This is a genomic window from Facklamia sp. P13069, assembly GCF_050409405.1.
GTDB lineage: Bacteria > Bacillota > Bacilli > Lactobacillales > Aerococcaceae > Facklamia.
Genome location: NZ_JBNUPN010000010.1, coordinates 34,166 through 55,689 on the forward strand (window position 1 = coordinate 34,166; position 21,524 = coordinate 55,689).

The 21,524-nt window shown below is 35.0% G+C and carries 21 protein-coding genes; 5 read left to right on the top strand and 16 right to left on the bottom strand.

All coding sequences use genetic code 11. The features are described 5' to 3' along the window. Window positions 1-13: 13 nt before the first annotated feature. From cdd to ACQV2T_RS04365, 3 genes are read right to left on the bottom strand one after another with little or no spacing between them, the layout of a single operon-like run. Window positions 14-421 (bottom strand): cytidine deaminase, encoded by a 408-nt coding sequence (gene cdd / locus ACQV2T_RS04355; protein ID WP_428872834.1) that lies wholly within the window; start codon window positions 419-421, stop codon window positions 14-16. Between the two features lie 36 nt (window positions 422-457). Then, a complete protein-coding gene (locus tag ACQV2T_RS04360; RefSeq protein WP_428874634.1) occupies window positions 458-1,738 on the bottom strand; it encodes a hypothetical protein in 1,281 nt (426 codons plus the stop codon). Further along, the gene (locus ACQV2T_RS04365; protein ID WP_428881688.1) at window positions 1,725-1,976 is read right to left on the bottom strand and encodes a hypothetical protein; all 252 of its coding nucleotides are present in this window, start codon (window positions 1,974-1,976) and stop codon (window positions 1,725-1,727) included. Before ACQV2T_RS04365 ends, ACQV2T_RS04360 begins: the two co-directional genes overlap by 14 nt. Window positions 1,977-2,116: 140 nt before the next feature. Here ACQV2T_RS04365 and ACQV2T_RS04370 point away from each other — a divergent pair, with 140 nt between their 5' ends. The 3 genes from ACQV2T_RS04370 (at window position 2,117) to lepB (ending at window position 6,283) form a co-directional block, all read left to right on the top strand. Beyond that, a complete protein-coding gene (locus ACQV2T_RS04370) occupies window positions 2,117-2,950 on the top strand; it encodes a DUF368 domain-containing protein (RefSeq protein ID WP_428893288.1) in 834 nt (277 codons plus the stop codon). Between the two features lie 187 nt (window positions 2,951-3,137). After that, window positions 3,138-5,423, top strand: a complete 2,286-nt coding sequence (locus ACQV2T_RS04375) for a glycogen/starch/alpha-glucan phosphorylase (protein ID WP_428875752.1) — start codon at window positions 3,138-3,140, stop codon at window positions 5,421-5,423. A gap of 353 nt (window positions 5,424-5,776) precedes the next feature. Then, window positions 5,777-6,283: a signal peptidase I gene (gene lepB / locus ACQV2T_RS04380; protein ID WP_428891647.1), complete on the top strand. Its 507-nt coding sequence runs from the start codon at window positions 5,777-5,779 to the stop codon at window positions 6,281-6,283. 65 nt (window positions 6,284-6,348) lie between these two features. Here lepB and ACQV2T_RS04385 read toward each other — a convergent pair whose 3' ends face one another. From ACQV2T_RS04385 to ACQV2T_RS04430, 10 genes are all read right to left on the bottom strand, one after another. Next, window positions 6,349-7,014 (bottom strand): YggS family pyridoxal phosphate-dependent enzyme, encoded by a 666-nt coding sequence (locus ACQV2T_RS04385; protein WP_428875756.1) that lies wholly within the window; start codon window positions 7,012-7,014, stop codon window positions 6,349-6,351. A 10-nt stretch (window positions 7,015-7,024) separates the two neighbouring features. After that, window positions 7,025-7,960 carry an AEC family transporter gene (locus tag ACQV2T_RS04390; protein WP_428872826.1) on the bottom strand — a complete coding sequence of 312 codons (936 nt, stop codon included), beginning with the start codon at window positions 7,958-7,960 and terminating at the stop codon, window positions 7,025-7,027. A 135-nt stretch (window positions 7,961-8,095) separates the two neighbouring features. Further along, window positions 8,096-9,580, bottom strand: a complete 1,485-nt coding sequence (gene nagE, locus ACQV2T_RS04395) for an N-acetylglucosamine-specific PTS transporter subunit IIBC (RefSeq protein ID WP_428872824.1) — start codon at window positions 9,578-9,580, stop codon at window positions 8,096-8,098. Window positions 9,581-9,777: 197 nt separating this feature from the next. Continuing rightward, on the bottom strand, window positions 9,778-9,981 hold the full coding sequence (locus tag ACQV2T_RS04400; protein ID WP_258435605.1) for a cold-shock protein: 204 nt from the start codon (window positions 9,979-9,981) through the stop codon (window positions 9,778-9,780). A gap of 189 nt (window positions 9,982-10,170) precedes the next feature. After that, window positions 10,171-10,701: an NADPH-dependent FMN reductase gene (locus tag ACQV2T_RS04405; RefSeq protein WP_428872823.1), complete on the bottom strand. Its 531-nt coding sequence runs from the start codon at window positions 10,699-10,701 to the stop codon at window positions 10,171-10,173. 111 nt (window positions 10,702-10,812) lie between these two features. Next, window positions 10,813-11,667 carry a glutathione S-transferase C-terminal domain-containing protein gene (locus ACQV2T_RS04410; RefSeq protein WP_428874631.1) on the bottom strand — a complete coding sequence of 285 codons (855 nt, stop codon included), beginning with the start codon at window positions 11,665-11,667 and terminating at the stop codon, window positions 10,813-10,815. Window positions 11,668-12,368: 701 nt separating this feature from the next. Further along, the gene (gene grdB / locus ACQV2T_RS04415) at window positions 12,369-13,670 is read right to left on the bottom strand and encodes a glycine reductase complex selenoprotein B (protein WP_428874630.1); all 1,302 of its coding nucleotides are present in this window, start codon (window positions 13,668-13,670) and stop codon (window positions 12,369-12,371) included. A 23-nt stretch (window positions 13,671-13,693) separates the two neighbouring features. Then, window positions 13,694-14,980 (bottom strand): glycine/sarcosine/betaine reductase component B subunit, encoded by a 1,287-nt coding sequence (locus tag ACQV2T_RS04420; RefSeq protein ID WP_428872819.1) that lies wholly within the window; start codon window positions 14,978-14,980, stop codon window positions 13,694-13,696. A 36-nt stretch (window positions 14,981-15,016) separates the two neighbouring features. Next, window positions 15,017-15,415 carry a GrdX family protein gene (locus ACQV2T_RS04425; protein WP_428872818.1) on the bottom strand — a complete coding sequence of 133 codons (399 nt, stop codon included), beginning with the start codon at window positions 15,413-15,415 and terminating at the stop codon, window positions 15,017-15,019. Window positions 15,416-15,714: 299 nt separating this feature from the next. After that, a complete protein-coding gene (locus ACQV2T_RS04430) occupies window positions 15,715-16,230 on the bottom strand; it encodes an SGNH/GDSL hydrolase family protein (protein ID WP_428891650.1) in 516 nt (171 codons plus the stop codon). Window positions 16,231-16,434: 204 nt separating this feature from the next. Here ACQV2T_RS04430 and ACQV2T_RS04435 point away from each other — a divergent pair, with 204 nt between their 5' ends. After that, entirely contained in the window at window positions 16,435-16,662 is a 228-nt protein-coding gene (locus ACQV2T_RS04435; protein ID WP_428872815.1) for a DUF3343 domain-containing protein, read from the top strand. Window positions 16,663-16,768: 106 nt separating this feature from the next. Continuing rightward, window positions 16,769-17,299, top strand: coding sequence for a hypothetical protein (locus ACQV2T_RS04440; RefSeq protein WP_428881684.1), 531 nt, complete (start codon window positions 16,769-16,771; stop codon window positions 17,297-17,299). Between the two features lie 684 nt (window positions 17,300-17,983). Here the strand turns inward: ACQV2T_RS04440 and grdD are convergent. From grdD to grdA, 3 genes are all read right to left on the bottom strand, one after another. Beyond that, window positions 17,984-19,138, bottom strand: a complete 1,155-nt coding sequence (gene grdD / locus ACQV2T_RS04445) for a glycine/sarcosine/betaine reductase complex component C subunit alpha (RefSeq protein WP_428874629.1) — start codon at window positions 19,136-19,138, stop codon at window positions 17,984-17,986. Window positions 19,139-19,153: 15 nt separating this feature from the next. Continuing rightward, window positions 19,154-20,701, bottom strand: coding sequence for a glycine/sarcosine/betaine reductase complex component C subunit beta (gene grdC, locus ACQV2T_RS04450; RefSeq protein WP_428875758.1), 1,548 nt, complete (start codon window positions 20,699-20,701; stop codon window positions 19,154-19,156). 148 nt (window positions 20,702-20,849) lie between these two features. Further along, window positions 20,850-21,323: a glycine/sarcosine/betaine reductase complex selenoprotein A gene (gene grdA, locus ACQV2T_RS04455; protein WP_258435592.1), complete on the bottom strand. Its 474-nt coding sequence runs from the start codon at window positions 21,321-21,323 to the stop codon at window positions 20,850-20,852. Window positions 21,324-21,524 lie beyond the last annotated feature (201 nt).

A 21,524-nucleotide genomic window follows, 5' to 3' on the forward strand; every position in this document is an offset into this window, starting at 1 on the left:
CCTCCTGTATTTTTTACATATCTAGGCTTTGGAAAGCCATTGGTACAAGTTCACTGACTGTTGTTTGATAGATGGATTGGTCCTTACGTGTTAAATAGACAGGAGTGTCAGGCTCTGCCATTTCTACCAATACTTGACGGCAAATTGAGCAAGGCATTAAAAAGTCTTCCGTATCCCCTGCTACTGCAATTGCCTCAATAAAACCTGGACGGTATCCTTCGGATACAGCCGTAAAGATTGCTGAGCGCTCTGCACAATTAGTAGCACCAAAGGACACATTTTCAATATTAACACCTGTATAAACTTTACCGTCCTTAGTTAACAATGCTGCTCCAACGGGAAAATTTGAGTATGGGCAATAGGCTCTTTTTACTGCTTCACGAGCTTGTTCCATCAAAGAATTAATTGTTGTTTGATCCACTTTGATCCTTCTTCCTGTGTGTGATAATTAGTGATTTTATTCATCAATTTGAAGATTAATAATTTGATCTTGTTGTATACTTGCAATTAATTGGCGGATATTATCCGAAAAGCTCACCCATGAATAATAAGAAAAGCCAGTCATCATATAATATGCCGCACTATCAGCTGAACCGAGGTCTTCTTCAATTTCTGCTACTGTGATAGAACCATTGTTTTCATAATCTGTTAGCAGAGACTGGAAATCTTTACCTTCTTTAAAACAATTTTCATCGAAATAATGGAAATTAGCTTGCAACAATTGTTCTTCACTATAAATAAAGTTAAGATAGACTAAATTATTTTTAGAAAGAAAGTAATATTCGTCCGACTCTAAGTTATCTTGCTTTTTGCTCTTACTTGCTTGTCCTAATTGTTCGATAATAGATTCTCGAGAAAAATTATCAGCCGTAATCTCTGTCTGGATTCTGGATTGATAAAGCTTAATTTGATCTTCAAGACTTATAATATTATCTTGATAGTCATCAAATGCAACTATTTCAGACTCAGCTAAGGAAGCGGGTATCATGCCCTTTAATTTCTCTTCTAGAGGACGCTTATCGTCTTCTAAATCCTCTGACTTTTCATCTGTTGGATCAGGAATTTCTTTCTTTTCTGCTAATTCAAGGGTTAGTTGAGAATTGATGCCCTCAATCTTTTGGCTTTTTAAAAATTCATTGATCAGATAGTCTGATAAAACCGCTTGCTCTCTAAAATAAGCTAAACGATAGTCATCTTGCTTGTCTTTAGACGATACTTCTACTAACAGGCCGTCATCTTCCATAATATTCCCTTGCAGACTGGCCATTATTTGAAAATCTTTGGCAACAGCACGAGCTATTTCAATGGATTGATTTTGTTCTTCAATAAATTCGAGGGCCCCATAATATTGACTGGCTAGATAGACTAACTGATCGACTTGATAGATAGCAATTAATTCCATACCATATGGGGCATCTTCTCTTAAAAGGAAGGACTCCATACGGTAATTTTCTTCTAAATCGAGGGTCGTTCTTTTAGGTTCTAGATCATATTTCTTAGCCAATTGTTCTACTTTATACTCCACATCAAACTCTGTTAAGGAATCTTTTAAGGTTCGTAACTGTTGATCTTCTTGATCACTAACTTCAGTTGTTAAGTCATTTACTATCTCAATAGACATGTCATAAAAATCAGACTCCGTTTGGGCGTGGCTAGTCGGCAGTCTTAAAAAGAGGCTGAAAATAATGAAGGTAATACTTATAACTATTCTCTTGAAGACTTGTTTACTTTTTTTCATTAATTGTATCCAAATCATAGATTAATCGATCCTCAGAATATAAAACAGGAATACCCACATTGCCATTTTTTTTAACTTCATCGAATTCATTACGACTATCTCTTAATTTAAGAAACTCTTTTAAATTCTTCATTGAATCAGTTATATTGACTGCTTTGTAGCTCACTTCCATTTGATCTAAGCGGCTAATAAAAGCCTCCGTATTCGGACATTTATCAGAAAAATAAACTATGTTCATAACTTTTCCTCCTATATCATACTAATATTATTATACAATAGATTCCTCAAAAGACCTACTCAAGCATCATGCTAACTTTCATTGAAAATTTTACCAAGAAGGGCTAAACTGAAAAAGTATTGAACTATGGAGGGCAATTTATGAAAAAAACAATTGATTGGATTTGGCGCTTTGTCAAAGGCATGTTCATTGGATCAGGCTTTATTTTACCCGGAGTCTCTGGTGGTGCTTTAGCGGCAATTTTTGGTTTATATGAACGAATTATCCGTTTTCTAGCTAATATCACTAAAGACTTCGTTGAAAACATCATTTTCTTCATACCTGTCGGTTTAGGTGCCCTGTTTGGCATAGTCATCCTATCCTTCGGGGTTAGCCATGTTCTCGAAAATTATGAAACTTATGTCATGTGGTTTTTTGTAGGATGCATAGTGGGTATGATTCCTTCACTGTGGAAAGAAGCTAGTCAAGAAGGACGCAATCAGTCAGATTTGATTGTAATGGTTCTTTCTTTTATTGCGGCCTTATGTTTGCTTATATTTGGACAATCATGGTTTGGCGGACAGCTTTCAGCAAACTTCTTTACTTGGATGATCGCAGGAGCTTTGATTGCATTAGGAGTTCTGATTCCGGGATTGAGCCCTTCAAATTTTATTCTTTACATGGGCATGTACAAGCTAATGTCTGATGGGTTCAAAAGTTTAGACCTGACTGTAATTATTCCAATTGGAGTTGGTGGTCTATTAACAATACTGCTCTTGTCTAAACTAATTGAGAGAATTTTTGACCGCTACTATGCAAAGTTCTTCCACTTTATTTTCGGTGTTGTTCTGGCATCTACCTTTATGATCATTCCAACCGAATACACAAGTTTTCAACTTAGTGGCTATGCAATTTGCGGCCTCATGCTCTTATTAGGAAGTGCTTTAGGTTGGTGGATGGCACGCTTAGAAGAGAAGTATAAAAAAATTAATTAATTATAAATATTCACACTCCACCCTATTCATCAGCTTTAATCGATGGATGGGAACCTTTTTCGTCCCATTCAGTAGTAGATTAAATTGCAGGTCATTGCCCTTTCACTTATAATGAAGAAGACAAAAGGATATTTGAATTTTGTTATAAAACGATTCTTTTCAATAAATCGCTATAAAGGAGAAACTTATGACTTTACTAGAGCGTTATACTCAAGACCTCTTTCAAAAAAAAGTTTATGATTGTGATAATAAAGAACTATATACCGTATTAATGGAAGTGGTAAAAGATGAATCTCGCCGATTACCCTACCGAGATCAAGACCAAAAGCGAAAACTCTATTACTTTTCTGCAGAATTCTTAATTGGAAAAGTATTGAGTAACAATTTAATTAATTTAGGTATTTACAATCAAATTAATAACGAATTAATCGCTAACGGAAAGAACTTAATGGACATAGAACATGCTGAAAGAGAACCTTCCTTAGGAAACGGCGGCCTCGGTAGACTCGCTGCTTGTTTCGTCGATTCTATTACCAAGATGGGGATTAATGGTGATGGAATTGGCTTGAATTATCATTTTGGTTTATTCAAACAAGAGTTTTTTAATAATCAACAACACACCGTGCCAGATGCATGGTTAACTGGTCAAGACTGGATTAAAAAATCTCACCTGACTTTCGAAGTCCCCTATGCTTCTTTCACTCTAAAATCAACTCTGTATGACTTAGATGTTTTAGGTTATAAACAAACTCATCGTAATCGCTTGCGTCTATTTGATTTAGACACTGTCAATGAGTCTATTGTTTCTGAAGACTCAATTGATTTTGATAAGACAAATATTAAAGAAAACCTTACACTCTTCCTCTATCCTGATGATTCAGACCATGAAGGAAGATTGCTACGGATTTATCAACAATATTTTATGGTTTCAAATGGAGCGCAACTTGTTCTACATGAAGCTAAAGAAAAAGGTAGCAATTTACATGATTTAGCTGATTATGCCGTTATTCAAATCAATGATACCCATCCAAGCTTTATAATTCCTGAATTAGTGCGCCTTTTAATGAAGGAAGGCATTGACTTTGAAGAAGCCTATCAAATTGTGACTAAGATTACTGCTTTTACAAATCATACTATTTTAGCCGAAGCCTTAGAAACTTGGCCTTTCAATGATATTCAATTAATCATGCCAGAAATCGCCAATATTATTCAACGGCTCGACCAAGTGATTAGAAAACACTATCCCGATCAGGCTGAAGTTTGGATTATTGATAATTCAAATTATGTCCACATGGCTCATTTAGCCATTCACTTTGGTTTTTCTGTCAACGGTGTCGCAGAATTACATACTGAAATCTTAAAAACAACGGCTTTAAAACCTTTTTATGAGATCTATCCTGACAAGTTCCACAATATGACCAATGGCATCACCTTCCGCCGTTGGGTAATGGACGCTAACAAGGAACTTTCAGAATATCTAGACCTTAAAATCGGAACGCTTTGGCATAGAAATGCTGATCTTTCACAATTTATAGATTTTAAAGACGATGAGCGCACATTAAGTAAACTAAGAGCCATCAAACACAATAACAAGATGCGGTTGAAGAAAAGATTGCAAGACCGAATGAAGATTACAATTAATGAACACTCAATTATTGATATTCAAATCAAACGATTCCACGAATATAAACGACAACAGATGAATGCTTTATGGGTAATTCATAAATATTTAGATATTAAAAAGGGGAATATTCCTGAAACACCTATTACCGTTATTTTTGGAGGAAAAGCTGCACCCGCCTATACAATTGCACAAGATATTATTCATCTTATCTTAACTTTGTCACAATTGATTAGTTTAGATAAGGTGGTGGCTCCACACTTACAAGTAATAATGGTTGAAAATTATAATGTTACCAATGCTTCCTATCTTATTCCGGCAGCCGACATTTCTGAACAAATTTCCTTGGCTTCAAAAGAAGCTTCGGGTACAGGAAATATGAAATTTATGGCAAACGGTGCCCTAACGATTGGTACATTAGATGGTGCTAATGTTGAAATTTTTGAAAAAGTTGGCCAAGATAATATCTATATTTTTGGAAAAGAAAGTCAGGAAATTATTCAACTCTATAAAAGTAATGGTTATTCATCCAATGAATATTATCAAAGAGAAACGATCAAACCTCTAGTAGACTTCATTGTTTCCCATGGTATGTTGTATTTTGGTAACGAAGAGCGTTTAAACCGTCTGCATCAGGAGTTAATTCATAAGGATTATTTTATGACTTTGATTGATTTAGAAGACTATATTGCAACTAAGGAACAGATGCTAAGAGACTATGAGGATATTGACACTTGGTATCAAAAATCAGTTGTTAATATTGCAAATTCTGGCTTCTTCTCAAGTGATCGGACCATTGGAGACTATAATGATGCCATTTGGCATTTGCCGGTCTCTTATGGTGATGAATAAATGAAAAGAGAGGGTGTTTTATCTATTATTAAACGGTAGCTCTCCTATCTAATTAATTGAATAAGACTATTTAAATAAATCTTTCTTAGCGCTGATCTTTTGATAATTCAATTAGGTAAAGACACTCGATAATATCATTCTACTCAATGTAACACCTACTAAATCAGAAATAACTTTAGAGAATGGATATTTTTTACAATTAGTTTCAAAATATGCTATGAAGAAAGAATAGGAGAAAAGCTATTGCCTTTATTTAAATCTTTTTCTTATAAAATTTTTATTCATAACTTAGTTCTATTTGCATAATTATTAAAAAATGTTTTCGTGATTTATGGAATGTAAGGAGACATATCATGAGAATTGAAATGGATACAATCCAGTCTTTAGTAAGAGATAATAAGTGGTTTATTTCACTCTTTATCGTCCTAATGATGCTAAGACTTTTTATCTTCAGTGTTTATAAAGTTGAAGGAGCTTCTATGATGAATACCTTTGAACAAAACGATATCGTTATAGGAAGTCAAATTACTAAGATTGACCGTTTTGATATAGTAGTATTTAACGTTCCGGAAAAAAAGAAAAAATATATTAAGAGAGTTATTGGCCTTCCGGGAGATACCATTGAATATATTGATAATATACTTTATATCAATGGTGAAAAAATTGATGAGCCCTATTTAACAGACCAAGTAACACAGGATCTTAAAGTTGATTCGATCCCAGAAGGTTACTTATATTGCTTAGGCGATAATCGTAAAAGTTCGGTAGATTCAAGAAAAATCGGTTTAATACCTGAAAAAAATCTACTTTCAAAAATTAAAATAATCCTCTTTCCTTTTGACAAACTAACTACCTTCTAACCGAAATATAATAATCATAATAAAGAGGAGTTTAAACGATCGTTTAAACTCCTCTTTAAAAATATTTATTTTTGATCATACAAGGCACTGCCCACTCGAATGTAAGTCGCTCCTTCTTCTAAGGCGATGCGATAGTCCCGTGACATCCCCATACTTAGCTCTCCACAAGGAGCCCATGGATAATTCTTGCCAAGTATTAATACTTGTAATTCTTTTAATTCGGCAAAATAATGATGAAGTTCCGTTTCGCTGGCATCAATCGGCGCCATCGTCATTAAACCAACTATTTCAATTTTGTTATAGTCTTTAATGGCTTCTACCGCCTCTATGACACGATCCGGATCAAATCCGCCTTTCGTCTCTTCACCTGAAACATTGACTTGTAGAAAGCATTTTACTGTCCGATCTGCTCTTTTTTGAATTTCTTTGGCTAATGATAATCGATCCAGTGAATGTAAATAATCGATCTGATTAATAATCAATTTCACTTGACGAGATTGGAGGTGACCAACAAAGTGCCAAGTAATTTCTGATGCAATATCATTCAAAGCTTCTAGTTTTGCTAAGAATTTATCCGAGCGATTTTCGCCCATATCTCGAACGCCTAAATTATATAACTCTCTCGTCGTTTCAGCATCCACAAATTTAGTAATCGCCACCATATGAGTCGGATAGGTCGAAATGTCTTCGAGTACACTTGCTAAATTGGTTGCTAATAATTTTTTATCCACGTGATTCCTCCTAAGAAAATAGATAATAGTTTTCAAAAAGCCATGTAGCTAAATTGAGTATTAAAGGAATGGTAACAAGTGAACACATTGTTGTCAGTAAAACAATTTTTGCTCCACTTAAATAATCACCACCTACAATTTGACTTAAAAGAGCTGTCATCATAGCAGAAGGTCCAGCTAGTATCATTACTAAAATAAAAAAACTTTCAAAGGTTAAACCAGGGATGAACAATAGCATAATCAAATTAATTAAAGGCCAAATAATAAGCTTTATGCTAGCTATTTTCCACAATTTCCAATCAAGATAGTCAGATAAAGTAGCAATGTCTTCAAAATAAGCACCTAGAATAATCATAGCAATCGGGGAATAAACCTGATTTAATTGATGAATCCCTTCGGATACAACCGATGGAACAGAGATCTTAAAAACTTGAATGACTACTCCTATCAGAAAAGCAAACAGAATTGGACGAGCAGAGAATGTTATTTTTGGTTCTTTTTCTTTGGCTCTAATCATTTTTAAACCAAGTGTCCAAGAAAAGAAATTTGTAACTAGAAATAAGCCTGTGGTAATCATGACATAGGAAGGTTCGAAAACTGCTAAGGTCAGAGGAATACCAATAAAACCAACATTACCAAAGACTGTTGCAAACTTGGATACCCCATCCTCATTTTTCCCAAAATACCAATGCCCTACGTAGATCCTCATTAACAGAAAAATAATATAAATAATCATTGCTAAGAAAAACTGAGTCATAAGGTCTTGCTGAATCGGCTTAAAAAAAGCTTCGATAATTATCAAAGGGGTCAAATATTTAACAATTACCGTATTCAATTGACTAATGGTCGTTTGCGTCAGAAGTTCTTTTTTAACTAAACTAAACCCAATCACCGCTATGGAAATCAGTATAATTAATTGCTTAAAAATGATGAGTGCTAAATCCATATCTCCCTCAATCTTTCATAACATTTTACTAGATATTATTATAACTCAACTTATCCCCTGAAGGAAGTTACCACCAATCAAGTAGGAGGCTAGTCAACTAATGGCTAGCCTCCTACTCGATTTATATCTAACTTATTATTCTTCGTCCATAACATCATGTAAAGCATCTGCCACAAATTGAACATTCGTTCCAATAATTACGTGGGCTGCATTTTCTCCCATGATCTTAACACCCGCAGCGCCAGAAGATTTTATTTTTTCTTGGTCAATTACTGAGGTGTCTTTAACATTCAAGCGAAGTCGTGTCGCGCAATTGGTAAAGTTTTCAATATTGTCTTTACCACCTAAAGCTTCAAGAATGCGGCGAGCTTGTTGGTATTCTTTTTCGGCTTTTGAATCCTTTAATTCTTTAGAATCCTTTTCAGGTAATGAACCTTTTCGCCCACTTCCAGCATCAAAGTCTAAAGACAAAGGACCTTTTCTTCCTGGTGAAGCAATATCCAATTTTTCAATTAAGAAAGAGAAGACCAAATAATATAGACCGGCGAAAACTAAGCCTTGTAATATTAACATAAAGGGCTTGTTCGCTATTGGAATTTGTGAAGATAAAATAAAGTCGATTGCTCCGGCAGAAAAGCCAAAACCAGCTGTCCATTGCATAAAGGCAGCAAATCCTAAAGATAGCATTGATAAAATAGCATGAGCAAAATAAAGAACTGGGGCTATAAACATAAACGAAAATTCAATGGGTTCAGTAACACCTGTAACAAAAGCTGTGACTGCGCCTGCTAAGTATAAGGACCCTACTTCTTTACGGTAGCGAGGATCAGCCTTACGATAGATCGCTAAACCAGCAGCTGGTAAACCAAACATCATAACCGGGAAGAAGCCAGCTTGATACATTCCTGTAACACCCTTTTCACCTACAGATGCCCAGAAATTACCGATATCATTAATACCTATTAAGTCGAACCAGAAAACAGCATTTAAAGCATGGTGTAAACCGGTAGGAATTAGTAGACGGTTGAAGAAACCATATAAGGCTGCTCCGAACCAGCCCATCCCTGAAATCCATTCTCCAAAGCCTACTAGCCCTTCATAAACAGGTGGCCAGATAAAATATAATAATCCTGAAACAAAAATCATAGCAATTGAAGTCAAAATGGGAACCATTCGACGCCCAGAGAAGAAAGCAAATGCATCAGGTAATCTAGTTTTTGAGAATTTATTATAAAGTGATGAAGCGGTAAGACCGGATATAATTCCGATAAAAGCATTATCTATTTTTTCAAAAGAATAGGATAATTCTTCTAAAGGAATATTGACAATATCTGTTAATTTATCCGGTTTCAGTAATGTAGTAACCATTAAAAATGCGACTAAACCTGATAAGGCACTTGACCCATCTCGATCGTTAGACATACCTAAAGCAACACCCAAAGCAAATAGAATGCCTAAATTACTGAGAATGGTATCTCCAGCAGTCATCAATAAAGCACTGAACTGGTTCCCACCTTGAGAGTCAATTGCATAGCCGATCCCTAGCATTAAGGCAGCAACAGGTAGTACCGCAACTGGTAACATTAATGAACGTCCCAGTCTTTGTAAATATGGATACATATTTTTCACTCCTTTTTATTTATCATATATAATATACCTCAATTTCGAAGCGTTTACAATCATAAATGTAAATTTACATTTTAGTGTGAACACTAAAAGGAGGTGTTGGGCTAATTTTTTTAACGATCTCTTCTAAAATCTAGCAAAAAAAGAAACGACAAACCAAAAGTTTGTCGTTTGAATGTTTATATTTAAGATTATGCTACAACTGACACATTACTAGCTTGTAAGCCACGTTCTCCTGATTCAACATCAAAAGTTACTTTTTGGCCCTCTTCTAAAGTCTTGAAGCCTTCGTTATTAATAGCTGAGAAATGCACGAATACATCTTCACCATTTTCTTGTTCAATAAAGCCAAAACCTTTTTCTGAGTTAAACCATTTTACTGTTCCATTATTCATAAATGAAATCCTCCTTGCGCTGAGCGCGATTTTTTTGCAGATGTTACATAAGATAAAGAAAAGGATTAATTATGATAATGAATTAAGCTTTTAAATATTTTATTACTCTCTACTCAATTAAGTATACTGTAATTAGTCATATTAGTCAATCACTACTATCCTTCATGCTTTATAATTCGAAAAACGAACTTATTTTAATAAATTTAAGTGTGCATCTACAGCAGTTTGTAAGAAGTCTAAGGTATCTTGAGGAGCTTTACCATCGTTCAATAAATTAGCTGAACTTGGTAACATAACCTCAGGTTGTCCCACTGTTGGCATATTTAAAAATGAAAGAATCTTAACCAAATCTTTATTGGCTATTGAGCCACCCATAGCAGAAATTGAATGGGACGCAATTAAAGCTGGTTTGCCATTCCATACAGATTGTCCCCATGGACGAGAAGCAACGTCTAATGCATTTTTTAATGCTGCTGAGATTGTACGGTTATGCTCTGGAGTTACGAATAAAATCAGATCTTGGCGTTTCACTGCTTCACGGAAATCAGTGTAGGCTTGTGGTGAATTTTCATCCAAATCTTGGTTATAAAGAGGTAAGTTTGCAATATCTAAAAACTCTACTTCTGTTCCCTCAGGGTATAAAGTCACAATATTATCTGCCCATTGTTTAGAAAAAGAATTTTTCCGAGTTGATCCTACAATTACACCTAGTTTAGTCATATTTAATCATCCTTTTTATATGTATTTGTTCTAGTAGTTATTTTACTGAACATATGTATTTTATCTCGAATTCGGAATAAAAGCAAGAGGAATAGTTAATTTTTTTATATTTTATTTCTCCCAATGTGAAAGATCTGGTAGCATTGGAACTACTTCTCTGCGGAAAAAAATACGTCCTGTTCTTCCAGAATATTGTCCAATTTGATAGTCTCTAAAGCTAGTAGTGGCTTTGAAGGCTGGCATTTGATAAAGTTGTTTCATATAGCGCCATAAATTAGGGTAATCGCGCAATGAATGATGGAATAAGCCATAGATTGGCATATAAAGTAAATCATGACGGATTAAAGGGGTATATAATATTAAATCGGCTTCAGTCAATTGATCACCTAATAAAAACTGATTCTCAGCGAAATGTTGATCTAACTCGGCTAATACTTTAAAGTAAGCCTCTGCATTTTGATCAAATTCTTCTTGAGAGCGAGTATATCCCGCACGATTTGCTCCTCCCAATACTTCATCAATTATTTTTTGGATCCAACTATCAATCTCTGATCTCAAATTTTCTGGATAAAGATCTGGAGCATTGTCAGCATGAAAAGGTTTAAAACGGGTTGTAAAGTCTCTTAAAATATCTAGTGACTCAGAGTTAACCACTGTCTTAGTTTTAATATCAATTAATGCAGGTACAGAAAAAGGACCCTCATATTCTGGATCAGTATTTTTATAAAGTTCCGAAACATATTCAACTTCTAAAATCGCATCTTTGCCTCCAGTTTCATTAGAAAAATCCCATACTTTACTAGTTTTTATTGGACTAGCGATAGCTAGACTAACTACTTTATCCAAACCTAGTAATCTTCTAGCAATATCAGCCCTTTGAGCATAAGGACATGGAAAACTAAACACAAGACGATAACGATTTGCTTCTACTGGATAAGCAAAATCTTCTTTATATACTTTTGGCATAAAATCACTCCTTTGTCTCATTATAGCAGTCTCTTACTCTTCTTTAGAATTTAATGCTCACTATTCGTAATTAAATTGGCAAGATTATAAATAAATTCTTTACAATCCATTGGATTATACTTGCTAGGCCCCTTGATTCTTTTACCAGCTTTCCGCATTTTGTCCTAAATGTCTTTTGAAGAAAAGATGGTCTCTATTATATTCAATATATAATCTGTCAGAATGATAATTCACGCGATATTTTGAAAATAATAAAGAAGTTATGCCATAATCTTGAGTAATTATAATATTAGCTTTTTAGCATTGGGAAAAAATAATTAATCGTATCTGCAGCTGCTTCAATATAGATGGTCTCTAACAAATCAGAATCATATATTCTATTTGAAAATAATCTATTGTCGTTATAACAAAGACCTTAATCTTATAAGCTGAGCTATTTGAATGGCTTCAGCCTTCACAGGACAAGCATCTATTAAAATCCTCATAACTCCTATTGTTTCAAAAAAGGGTTGGGACAAAAGCCTTAAAAAAAGTCCGGTCAACGATACAATCGTTAATCGGACTTTTTCAGTTCTATAATCTACGTAAATACGCAAAGCAGCGAGCCTAGTTTGGAAAGTAACTTTCCAATCTAGGCTCGCTGTAAGTTTTGAGGCGACTGAGAAAACCTTTTATCCTAGCCCCTTTATAATGAAGATTAATTAGTCTTCAAAAACAGTTTGTTCTGTAACTTCGGTAGTTAAAGCTTTCAAAGCTTTGTCTACTAAGTGAGTGCGTAATTTGTATTCTTCTTCCATTGATAATGAAGGATTACCTAGTGGGTGAGGAATAGCAATTGCAGGAACGATACGGTTAGCACCTACTGTTAATGAGATAGGTGTTACAGTTGCCATATGTACTACAGGTAAACCTGTTTTTTCGATTTCTTTTACCATTGTTGCTCCGCAACGAGTACAAGTACCTCAAGTGGAGGTTAGAATAACTGCATCTACATTATGGTCTACTAAGTCCTTAGCAATTTCAGAAGCAAATGCTTTTGATGATGCAACTGAAGTACCATTACCTACAGTAGTATAGAAATAGTTATGTAATTCGCCAATTTCTCCATTACGTTCTTTTTCACGTAAAACATCCACTGGAATAACACGATCTGAATCTTGGTTAGCATAAACTGGGTCATAACCACCGTGAGCTGTTTCATATTCGCCTTCTTTAAGGTCTTCAACACCAGAGATGTCATAACGACCATATTTAGAAGCTGAAGAGGATTCAATATGGTCAGGGTTACCAAATGGAACAATACCACCTGAAGTAACAATCGCAATTTTAGCTTTGGTTAAGTCTTTAATTGCTTTTCCTGGTTCTACATTATCAAAATCAGGCATTGGGAATTCAGTAGTGAATTCTTCACCAGCTAATTTCTTAACTAACATATCCACTGCACGTTTAGAACCGCGATCTTCTGTAAAGAAGTTTTTACGGTGACGCTCAAAGTATTCGTCAGTAATTGGGTCTAATTCTTGGTCTGTCAAGATTTTGTTAACAACATTTGCAATTGCAGGAATTGCTTTACGCATTGTTGCAGCAGAGTTACCAGTCTTAACAATGTAAGGCACTTTCTTATACATGTCAACACCAGGGTTCTCTTCATACATACCGGCAACAGCTGGTACATTCAATTCTTGCATAACTGCAGTTGCAACAGCTCCAGCAGCTACACCGTATCGTCCAGCGTTAAATGCAGGTCCAGTGATTACTAAATCTGGTTCGAATGACTTAATCATTTCAATTACTTCATTAATAGCATCTGTATTTTCATTAAAGTATGAGTCACCACATACCACAGTTCCAACGATTTCTCCATTTTCAGCAATTGCACCATTGATTCCAACACCTGGTCCTACAACACCATCTTGTTTGAATGGTTTTGTATCAGCTTTTTCTTCTCCACCGATACCAGCGTAGAATTGATTAATGTAATGAACTACACGTTTTTTTGTCATGGTTTTACCTCCTTATTTAATAATTATACGCCACGAGCTGTGCGTTTGTTGAAGCCTAATTCGTTTGTAGCACCAGTAATTGCTTGAATTTCAACTTCAATTTCGCCATTTTCACGTAAGCTTCCGTCAAATCCGCCGGCAATTGTATCAACATAATCTAATGTTCCGATAACTTTATCCATTGGAGGTAAAACAACTACTTCATTGGCATTTCCACCTGTTACAACTGCGTTTGCAGATTTATCAGCGTCTGCTAATCCTTGAGAAGCTCCATCGCGTCCAGCGTACTCATCAGTAACAATTACTGTTTTAACGCCTTCAGCTTCAATCTTCTTAGTATTCATGATCAAGTCAGTATCAGGGTTACCGAATCCTTCTTGAGAAACAATTACACCATCTAAACCTAGGAATGAACATAATTTAGATGTCCAATCAGATGAACGTTTCTTATCATTTAAATATACAGCTTCGTTTGTGATGATAACTCCCATAAAGTTGATATCTTTACCATGACGCTCATAAAGATCCTCAATGATCGGATTGTTTAAGTGGTGGTAAGTAGTATTCTTATCACATGCAGACACACAGTTACCAGAAATAACTGCTCCATCCATTACTTCTGTAGGATATAAAATTGAAGGAACAATATGCTTAGCATCAGTTCCATAAACATAAGTATCATGTAATAACCCTTGAGTTTGTAACATGTATACATAACCAACTTTTGGAAGATCAGGATATTCTGAAATTTGTTCCAATAGTGGTTTTGTTTCATAAGTTACCACTTCGTCTGCTTCTGTTGCTGCAGCTAATGTTCCTAAATGCTTAGCAACTTTCAATCCAGCTTCACGAACTGCTTGCTCATAAGCGTATGTTTTTACACCTTCAGCTGGCTCAACCACTAAACAGATGTTGATTAATTGGGAGAATGGTGTTAATTCAGCACCAGGCCCTTGCATATCAACAATACCTTCTTGAAATCCTACAATTTTACCAACTGTAGCGACCGCACAACCTTTTAATACATGAGTACGGCCTTCCCCAACGCGATCAACTTTGCTGACTACACCTGGGAAAACTTCTGATGTTGAATCTACTTTACCACGTGGCTCAATAACATCTTTAATAGGTGTAATACGTACTGACTCACCAGGTTTTGCAATTTCGATTGAAACATTAGCAATATGATCGTCTTCTAAAACGATATTTTTAATTTCTTCTTCATTGATGTATAAAACATTGCCTTCTACTTTAGATGAATCTGCAAGTTTTACATCGTTAATTTGAATTTTACCTAATTCAAGTTTCATTCAATCACCTCTATTGTTATTTTCTAAATTCAGGAGTTAGTTAAAGCGTAATTCTGGTGAAAAATGAATACGCTGAAGGGTACTCTCCATTAAATCTAAATCGATCGTGGCAAAATCCTCCAAGACTGAATCTAGCCAATTTGGAGTTGCTCGGTCCTTGATGAATTTTTCATAAACTGCGATGGCTTGTTCAATTATCTCGAGACTTTCTAGATCGATTTGTGATTGTTTAGTAGTAGTGATAATTATTGATTTGTAGAAAGTTTCGTTCGGTTTGATTGAACCACTCAGTGGATGAGTCAACAACACATAATGTTCATTAATAACGAGCTTTTTAGTCTCATAAAGAACATCACCATAGTCCCCATCAATAAAAATGATTGGACATTGGTCGATAGTTTCATTCACTTTTGGATTATTCGATATGATTTTCATGGTTTCACCTCTAGACGCCAGTGCTTGCCATTTAACTAAGAACGATTACATCGGACTTTTCTAAATGTTAAGAACAAAGCCAAAACTTGGCCGCACTCTCCTTAGTTCTTGTGAACATTATAACAAAAACAAAAAAAATTTACAACAAAATTCCCCAATAAAGTATATTTTCCAAATGTGTTCTGTTTATAAAATCAATATAAAAATCACCTAAAACTCTAACAAGTTTAAAAAAATTTATTAGATTAGTGAACAATATATTGGAATAGATAACTTGTAAAATATGAGTGATTTAGACTCTAATTTAACAATTGGAGTAAGTTATCTTCAAAAATTGCATAGCCTTCTTTCGTTAAATGGATACCATCAATAGTATATCTATCCGAAATCTTACCGTTTGAGTCATAAACTCGTTCCCATGTTAATAATTTTATTTGAAATCTTTTTGATAGTTTTCTAAGTTCTTGATTTACCCAAGTGATTTTTTCTGGTTTTAGCCTTTCGGTTTCATCGGTTTGAATAATTTCAGAAAGGACTATTCTTATTTTAGGGTTCAATTCACTAATAAAAACTAATAATTGTGTCAAATAGGTAATAATAGACTCTTTTTTCATTTGATAATAAAGTTCATTAATTCCAAACATAATAAGAACTGCATCACTTTCAACTAATTCATTAGCAATTTTTTTAGCCATCTGCAGGCCCTCTTTAGCAATAATACCTTGTTGAGATACGTTAATAATCTTCCAGTCTCCCATACTTTCTTTCTTATAAAATGAGAGAATAGAATGCCCTAAAAATATAAGCTTTTTCATATTTCCTCCATTTTGAATTTCCTAAGTTACCGATTCATATAATCTTATTATAACATCATTATAATTTTGTGAACAAGATCACATGTTTATGGATTTATTAGTATTATTTAACTTAAATTGTTAGAATTATAAATAATTATCCATTATAATTAATATCAGTTAGAAACATTAAGCTATCTTATTGTTTTAGAAAGAAGGTTTAATATGACTAAAAATAAATATTTGTATTTAACATTTGATTCTACAACTGATGCCATAGCTGCTGAAGCACAATTTAAAGCCGCTAATATTAAAGGTCGTCTGGTTATGATTCCTCGAGAACTTTCAGCAGGTTGTGGAATGTCTTGGAGATCTGAACCTCATTTAAAGGAAGTGTTACTAACGGTTGCTGAAAAAAATAATATAAATTTGAAACAAGTAGAAATCTTATAGCTTCAGATTTTTTACAAAGTATATCTATTTTCTAGTATCAGCTATTTATTCAGTTCTTATATCTGTTATAATTATGGGTGTAAATTGTTAATTAAGGAGAATGAACATGTTAAAAACGATTAAAATTAATTTTGAAACCATCGAATTAATGGACTTCTTTTGGCAAACAGCTGCTCGTCGTGAAAAATTAACCGATTCTTACTTTTTAGATATAGCCAATCGTCCAGAAATGGAAGTTATCTATACTGAGGGATTCGATTCAAACTCAGTAAGAAAAGTTTTATCGGCCGTTATTAACTATGAACCAGTCAATGAAGCAACTAAAAAAGAATTAGAATTCTATCAATCCAACAAATTCTTTGCTGATGATCCTGGAAATGTCGAACTCACCCTCCCTACTGTTAAAACTTTAAATGTCGATGAAATGAAAGAAACTTTTTCAGGAGACACAAAGTATGAAGAAATAAAAATTAATTTTGTTCCTGCATACGACATCGTGGATCAAATTGATGGTGATACACTGACAATTAATTTCTTCAAACTTGGTATTGATTTCACAGATTTCGAAACGGTACTCATAGAAGGTAAAAAGCTTAAGGACTATTTAGAAGAAAAACTTAAAGAATTACTCGAATAAAGCTTAAACCTCATTTGAGGATAACTTAATCGAGACCCTGGCTTCAGTCTGGGAGACTGGGCTAAAAGTCCTCAATACAACATAAAAATCAGCGAGCCAGAGTGCTTAGGCTCGCTGATTTTTGCTGTTTTGATTAAAATAATAATTCTTGCATACTATACATAATAGTAATTAACAGCTAGGATGCCGATAAAAAGGGGCTTTTATGGATAAAAATTAAACCGTAGCTAAATATATTATTCTACTTCATTTAAACTTTGATATTCCTATGGATCAGGAAGCGCCATTAATCAGTCGGTACTTTCGTCTTAAATGACCACCATCTCTTCCAAGATAAAGTTTATTTACTGATGGCACGAAGCTAGAAGCCGATGCTGATTAGCATTCCTAACATTTACGCTCAATCCTAGTTTGATGCTGAGATAGTATTTGGTCGCAATTTTATTGTGCGAAGAATAAAGCTCAAGGGAGAAAAGGGATAAAAAATGACCGGAGTCTCCTTACAATGACTATGAATCTCACACAATCACCCCATTATTTACAAACTTCCCGACATTTTGGGCTTGGTATTCACTATTCTTATTCATTAAACGACAAAAACAGTGGCGAATCTCATGTTTAATGATTCGCCACTGTTTTTAGGACTTTTTGCTCAGTCCCGTTTTAATTACTTATGTAAAGTGTTTACATATAACCTTTTTCTTTAACAATTTCATTGGCTTTCTTAGCATTTGCGCCACTAATCATTACGATAGGACCTGAACATCCCATCCCTGATTCAGCGTAAATACCTTCTTTCCATAATGCTTTAACAGCATCTTCAAGGTCTAATACATCAATTCCGTTAATTTGAGCTGTAACTACTTCTTTAGCTGGTGCTTTAATTTCTTCCTCAGCTACAGTAGCCTTAGGTTGAAGTCCTTCACGAACATCCTTAAGACCTGCTTTTTTAGCAGATTCATATTCTTGCTTAGCTACAGTCGTTAATTTACCTTTAGCCATTTGGAAAGCATATTTTAATGCATTGGCAATAACAGGTGCTCCTGAAGCACGTGATACGATATTAATAATATGGTCGTATCCATCTCCAACACCTGGACCATATCCGAATCCAGTTGTTTCGTAAGTACCACCTGAAGTGTATGATCCGAATAGTTTCATTAAGATATTACCTGTTAAAGAATCACAAACCATTACGTCTGCAGAACCCAATAACAAGTCATTACCACGTAAAACTACGCCACCATCTGAACGAGCAGACTCGCCAAATGTAATATCATAGCCTTTTTCTTGTAATTGTCTTAAAGCACGTTCAACAGTATTAGCTCCGTCAACGTTCACAATTCCAACTGTTGGGTTTTGAATTCCTTTGGCTTTAGCCACTGCGATACCATTAATAGCGTTTAAGACCATTGCTTCTGTACGGACAGTAGCTGTAGTACCAGTAGTTGTAGCAATGAACATTTCACGCCCTAAAGCAGGTGAAATTACACGGCCTACAGTTGATACACCAATCGGGAATGTATGGTGAAGTGTTACTGCCCCATGAATAGTTCCATCATTTAATAATTTTTCAAGCGTTTCTTCAACCGCTGATTCATCATTAGCTTCATAATGTTCGTATTCTTCAGTCCAGTCTAATTTTTCACCAATCAGAACGACTTCAAATAGACCTTCTGATTTTGCCAGAGCAGCTGCTTCACGCATAACATCAAACCCTAGTTCAGAGCCATTGATGGTTAGACCAATCTTAATAGATGGTCCAACTTGACCGCTCTCTAACGTATGAGCTAATTCGTTTATAACATCTTTAATTGCTTGATTCACTTGGTTAGACATGCGTATTGCTCACCTCTATTCTTCTTCTGATGAAAAGTTTTCAGCAAATTGGCGTAATGCCTTAGCAACTTCTGCTTTAACAACTTCTTTCAAGTCGCCGTCAACAGCTGTTTCAACTTCTCCTGAGTTACGTTCAATAATTATTGATACCCCGTCAAATAAGTTAGTCATACGTCCTAAGAATAATGAACCCTTACCAACGATCATTGCCCGATTAATACCTGAATCACTTGTCATATCGTCATAAGCGAATCCTAGGTAAGGAGCTCCTGAAGGAATATGACCTTGAGTTGGTGCCCAACCAGGAATTCCTTTTTCTGCAACAAAGTTAGCTAAATCAGCACGTTCTAATTCTTTACGTAATACTCCTACCGCACCAATCATCTTAAGGTTAGCAGTTGGCACATCTCCAGCACCAGCAGATTTAGTAATATCTGGGTTTTGCATTTCAACTGAGAAAATATCAACATCTGGAATAGTTAAGCCTGCTTTATCTAAAGGATCTCCTACCAAAGCAGTCATAACCGCTTGAGGTGAAGAACCAGATGAAACAGTATGACGTCCAGTAACATCTGTACGGATCACTGGGCTCTTTCCATCGTTTTGAGAAATTAAGTAGGCCACACCAGCTACTGAATCCTCTAATAATGGCATATCTTTTTCATAATGAGATTTACCATTCATACCTAATTTAGCAGTAGAACCTCCGGCAACAACCGCTACTGCTTTATATGTTCCAGCTCTTACTAATGAAGCTGCACTGATCAAGGCATGTGTTGGTGCCCCACAGAAAGCACGTAAGTCAGATCCTGAAGCATTTTTTAGACCGCAAAGCTCTGCAATAGCTTTAGCCATGTTACCCCCACCACGCTGGTTCATGTCGCCGATTGCTTCTTCTGATGCCTCAATCACATATTCAATGTCTTCAGCATTGATATCTTCAGTATCTCGTAATAAGTGGCGTAAAGATAAAACACCTGAAGCTTTGTTAACTAAGTTTTCTAGCATGATATGAGCATTTAAGTTAGGGTCAATATCGTGGGCACGTGAAACCACGCCGACTAATTCACCTTCATAATATAGTCCCTCAGCTTCATACTCATCGATATGTTTTTGTAACCATTCAGCCGATTCGGTGTTTTTAATCTTGTCCACATCATCTTTAAAGATTTCATTTTCTGCCATAACTTCTTTTACCTTAGCAGCAAATCCTTCTTCAAGATATACTAAGTCAAATACGTCTACGATTGAAAGTAGTCCGTAAAATTCAATCTCTGGCATAATTTCGCCACGTTTTGAGTAACGTCCACCTTCAGCTTTAGTTTTGAAACGTGGTTCTTCAATTTTTTTCAATTCAGAATAATGCATATTATTAATATACGTTTGGTTATTAGGGTCTGTTAGAACCTCTTCGTAACTACGTAAATGTTTATCTAGATTCTTAAGATATTCAGAATCTGGAGTAGTGATGCGCTCAGTAGTTTGAGTCGTACCATTATGAATTAACATATTAGGTGTATGTGCTAGAGTATAAGCTGCACCTTTCAATACTGGAAGAGTCATTTGCATTCTCCTTTTTTATGGTTAGTTTATATTGTATATTATTTCACATATCTGTTAAAAAAGCAAGTCTTTAGAACTCTCTGAATAAAAAAGCCAGCATAAGCAAACTGCTTTTACTGGCCCTCCTTTTAGATATAATTTTTAAAAATTATACTGAATATTTAGAAAATTGATCGCGAATTGATTTCATTTCTTCAGCGATTGAATCAACATCTAATACCATTTCCATCATACCGATTTGTTCATCGTAAATGTCTGGATCAGCGTATTCTTTGAACTCAGGTTCAGTTGCATGGTATACAGCTAAACCTAGAGGTGTGTTTGTTAAAGCACCCGCATAAGTTGGGTCTCCGTTGGTAACTGTTTCAGCTGCTAGACCAGCAGATTCTGCTTCAGCCCCACCTAAGATTACAACAAGATTTTCTGCACCGTGTTTTTCAGCAGCTTCTTTAATACGACGTTGGTTTTCCAAATCCATGGCTCCTGCAGCCGTTCAAACGAAGCACTCTGTTGATGACATTAAAATCTCAACTGGTTTACCTTCTAAACTAGCTTCGATTGCTTGTCCTGGAATACCGTCACGGTCTCCAATGATCAATAATTTTTTATTATCCATTGACATAATGTTACCTCCTAAGATATTCGAAATAAAATGTTCGCAACAACAATATATCACTACTATGACTGTAGTATAACCCTAGCTTTCATATTTGTCAAACCAATTTATAAACGATTACGTTTTATTCATTATTCACTAAATCCACCCTCCAAAAACACTTTAACAGCAAGCTTTAAGCATTTATTTAAATTTATAATAAATAAT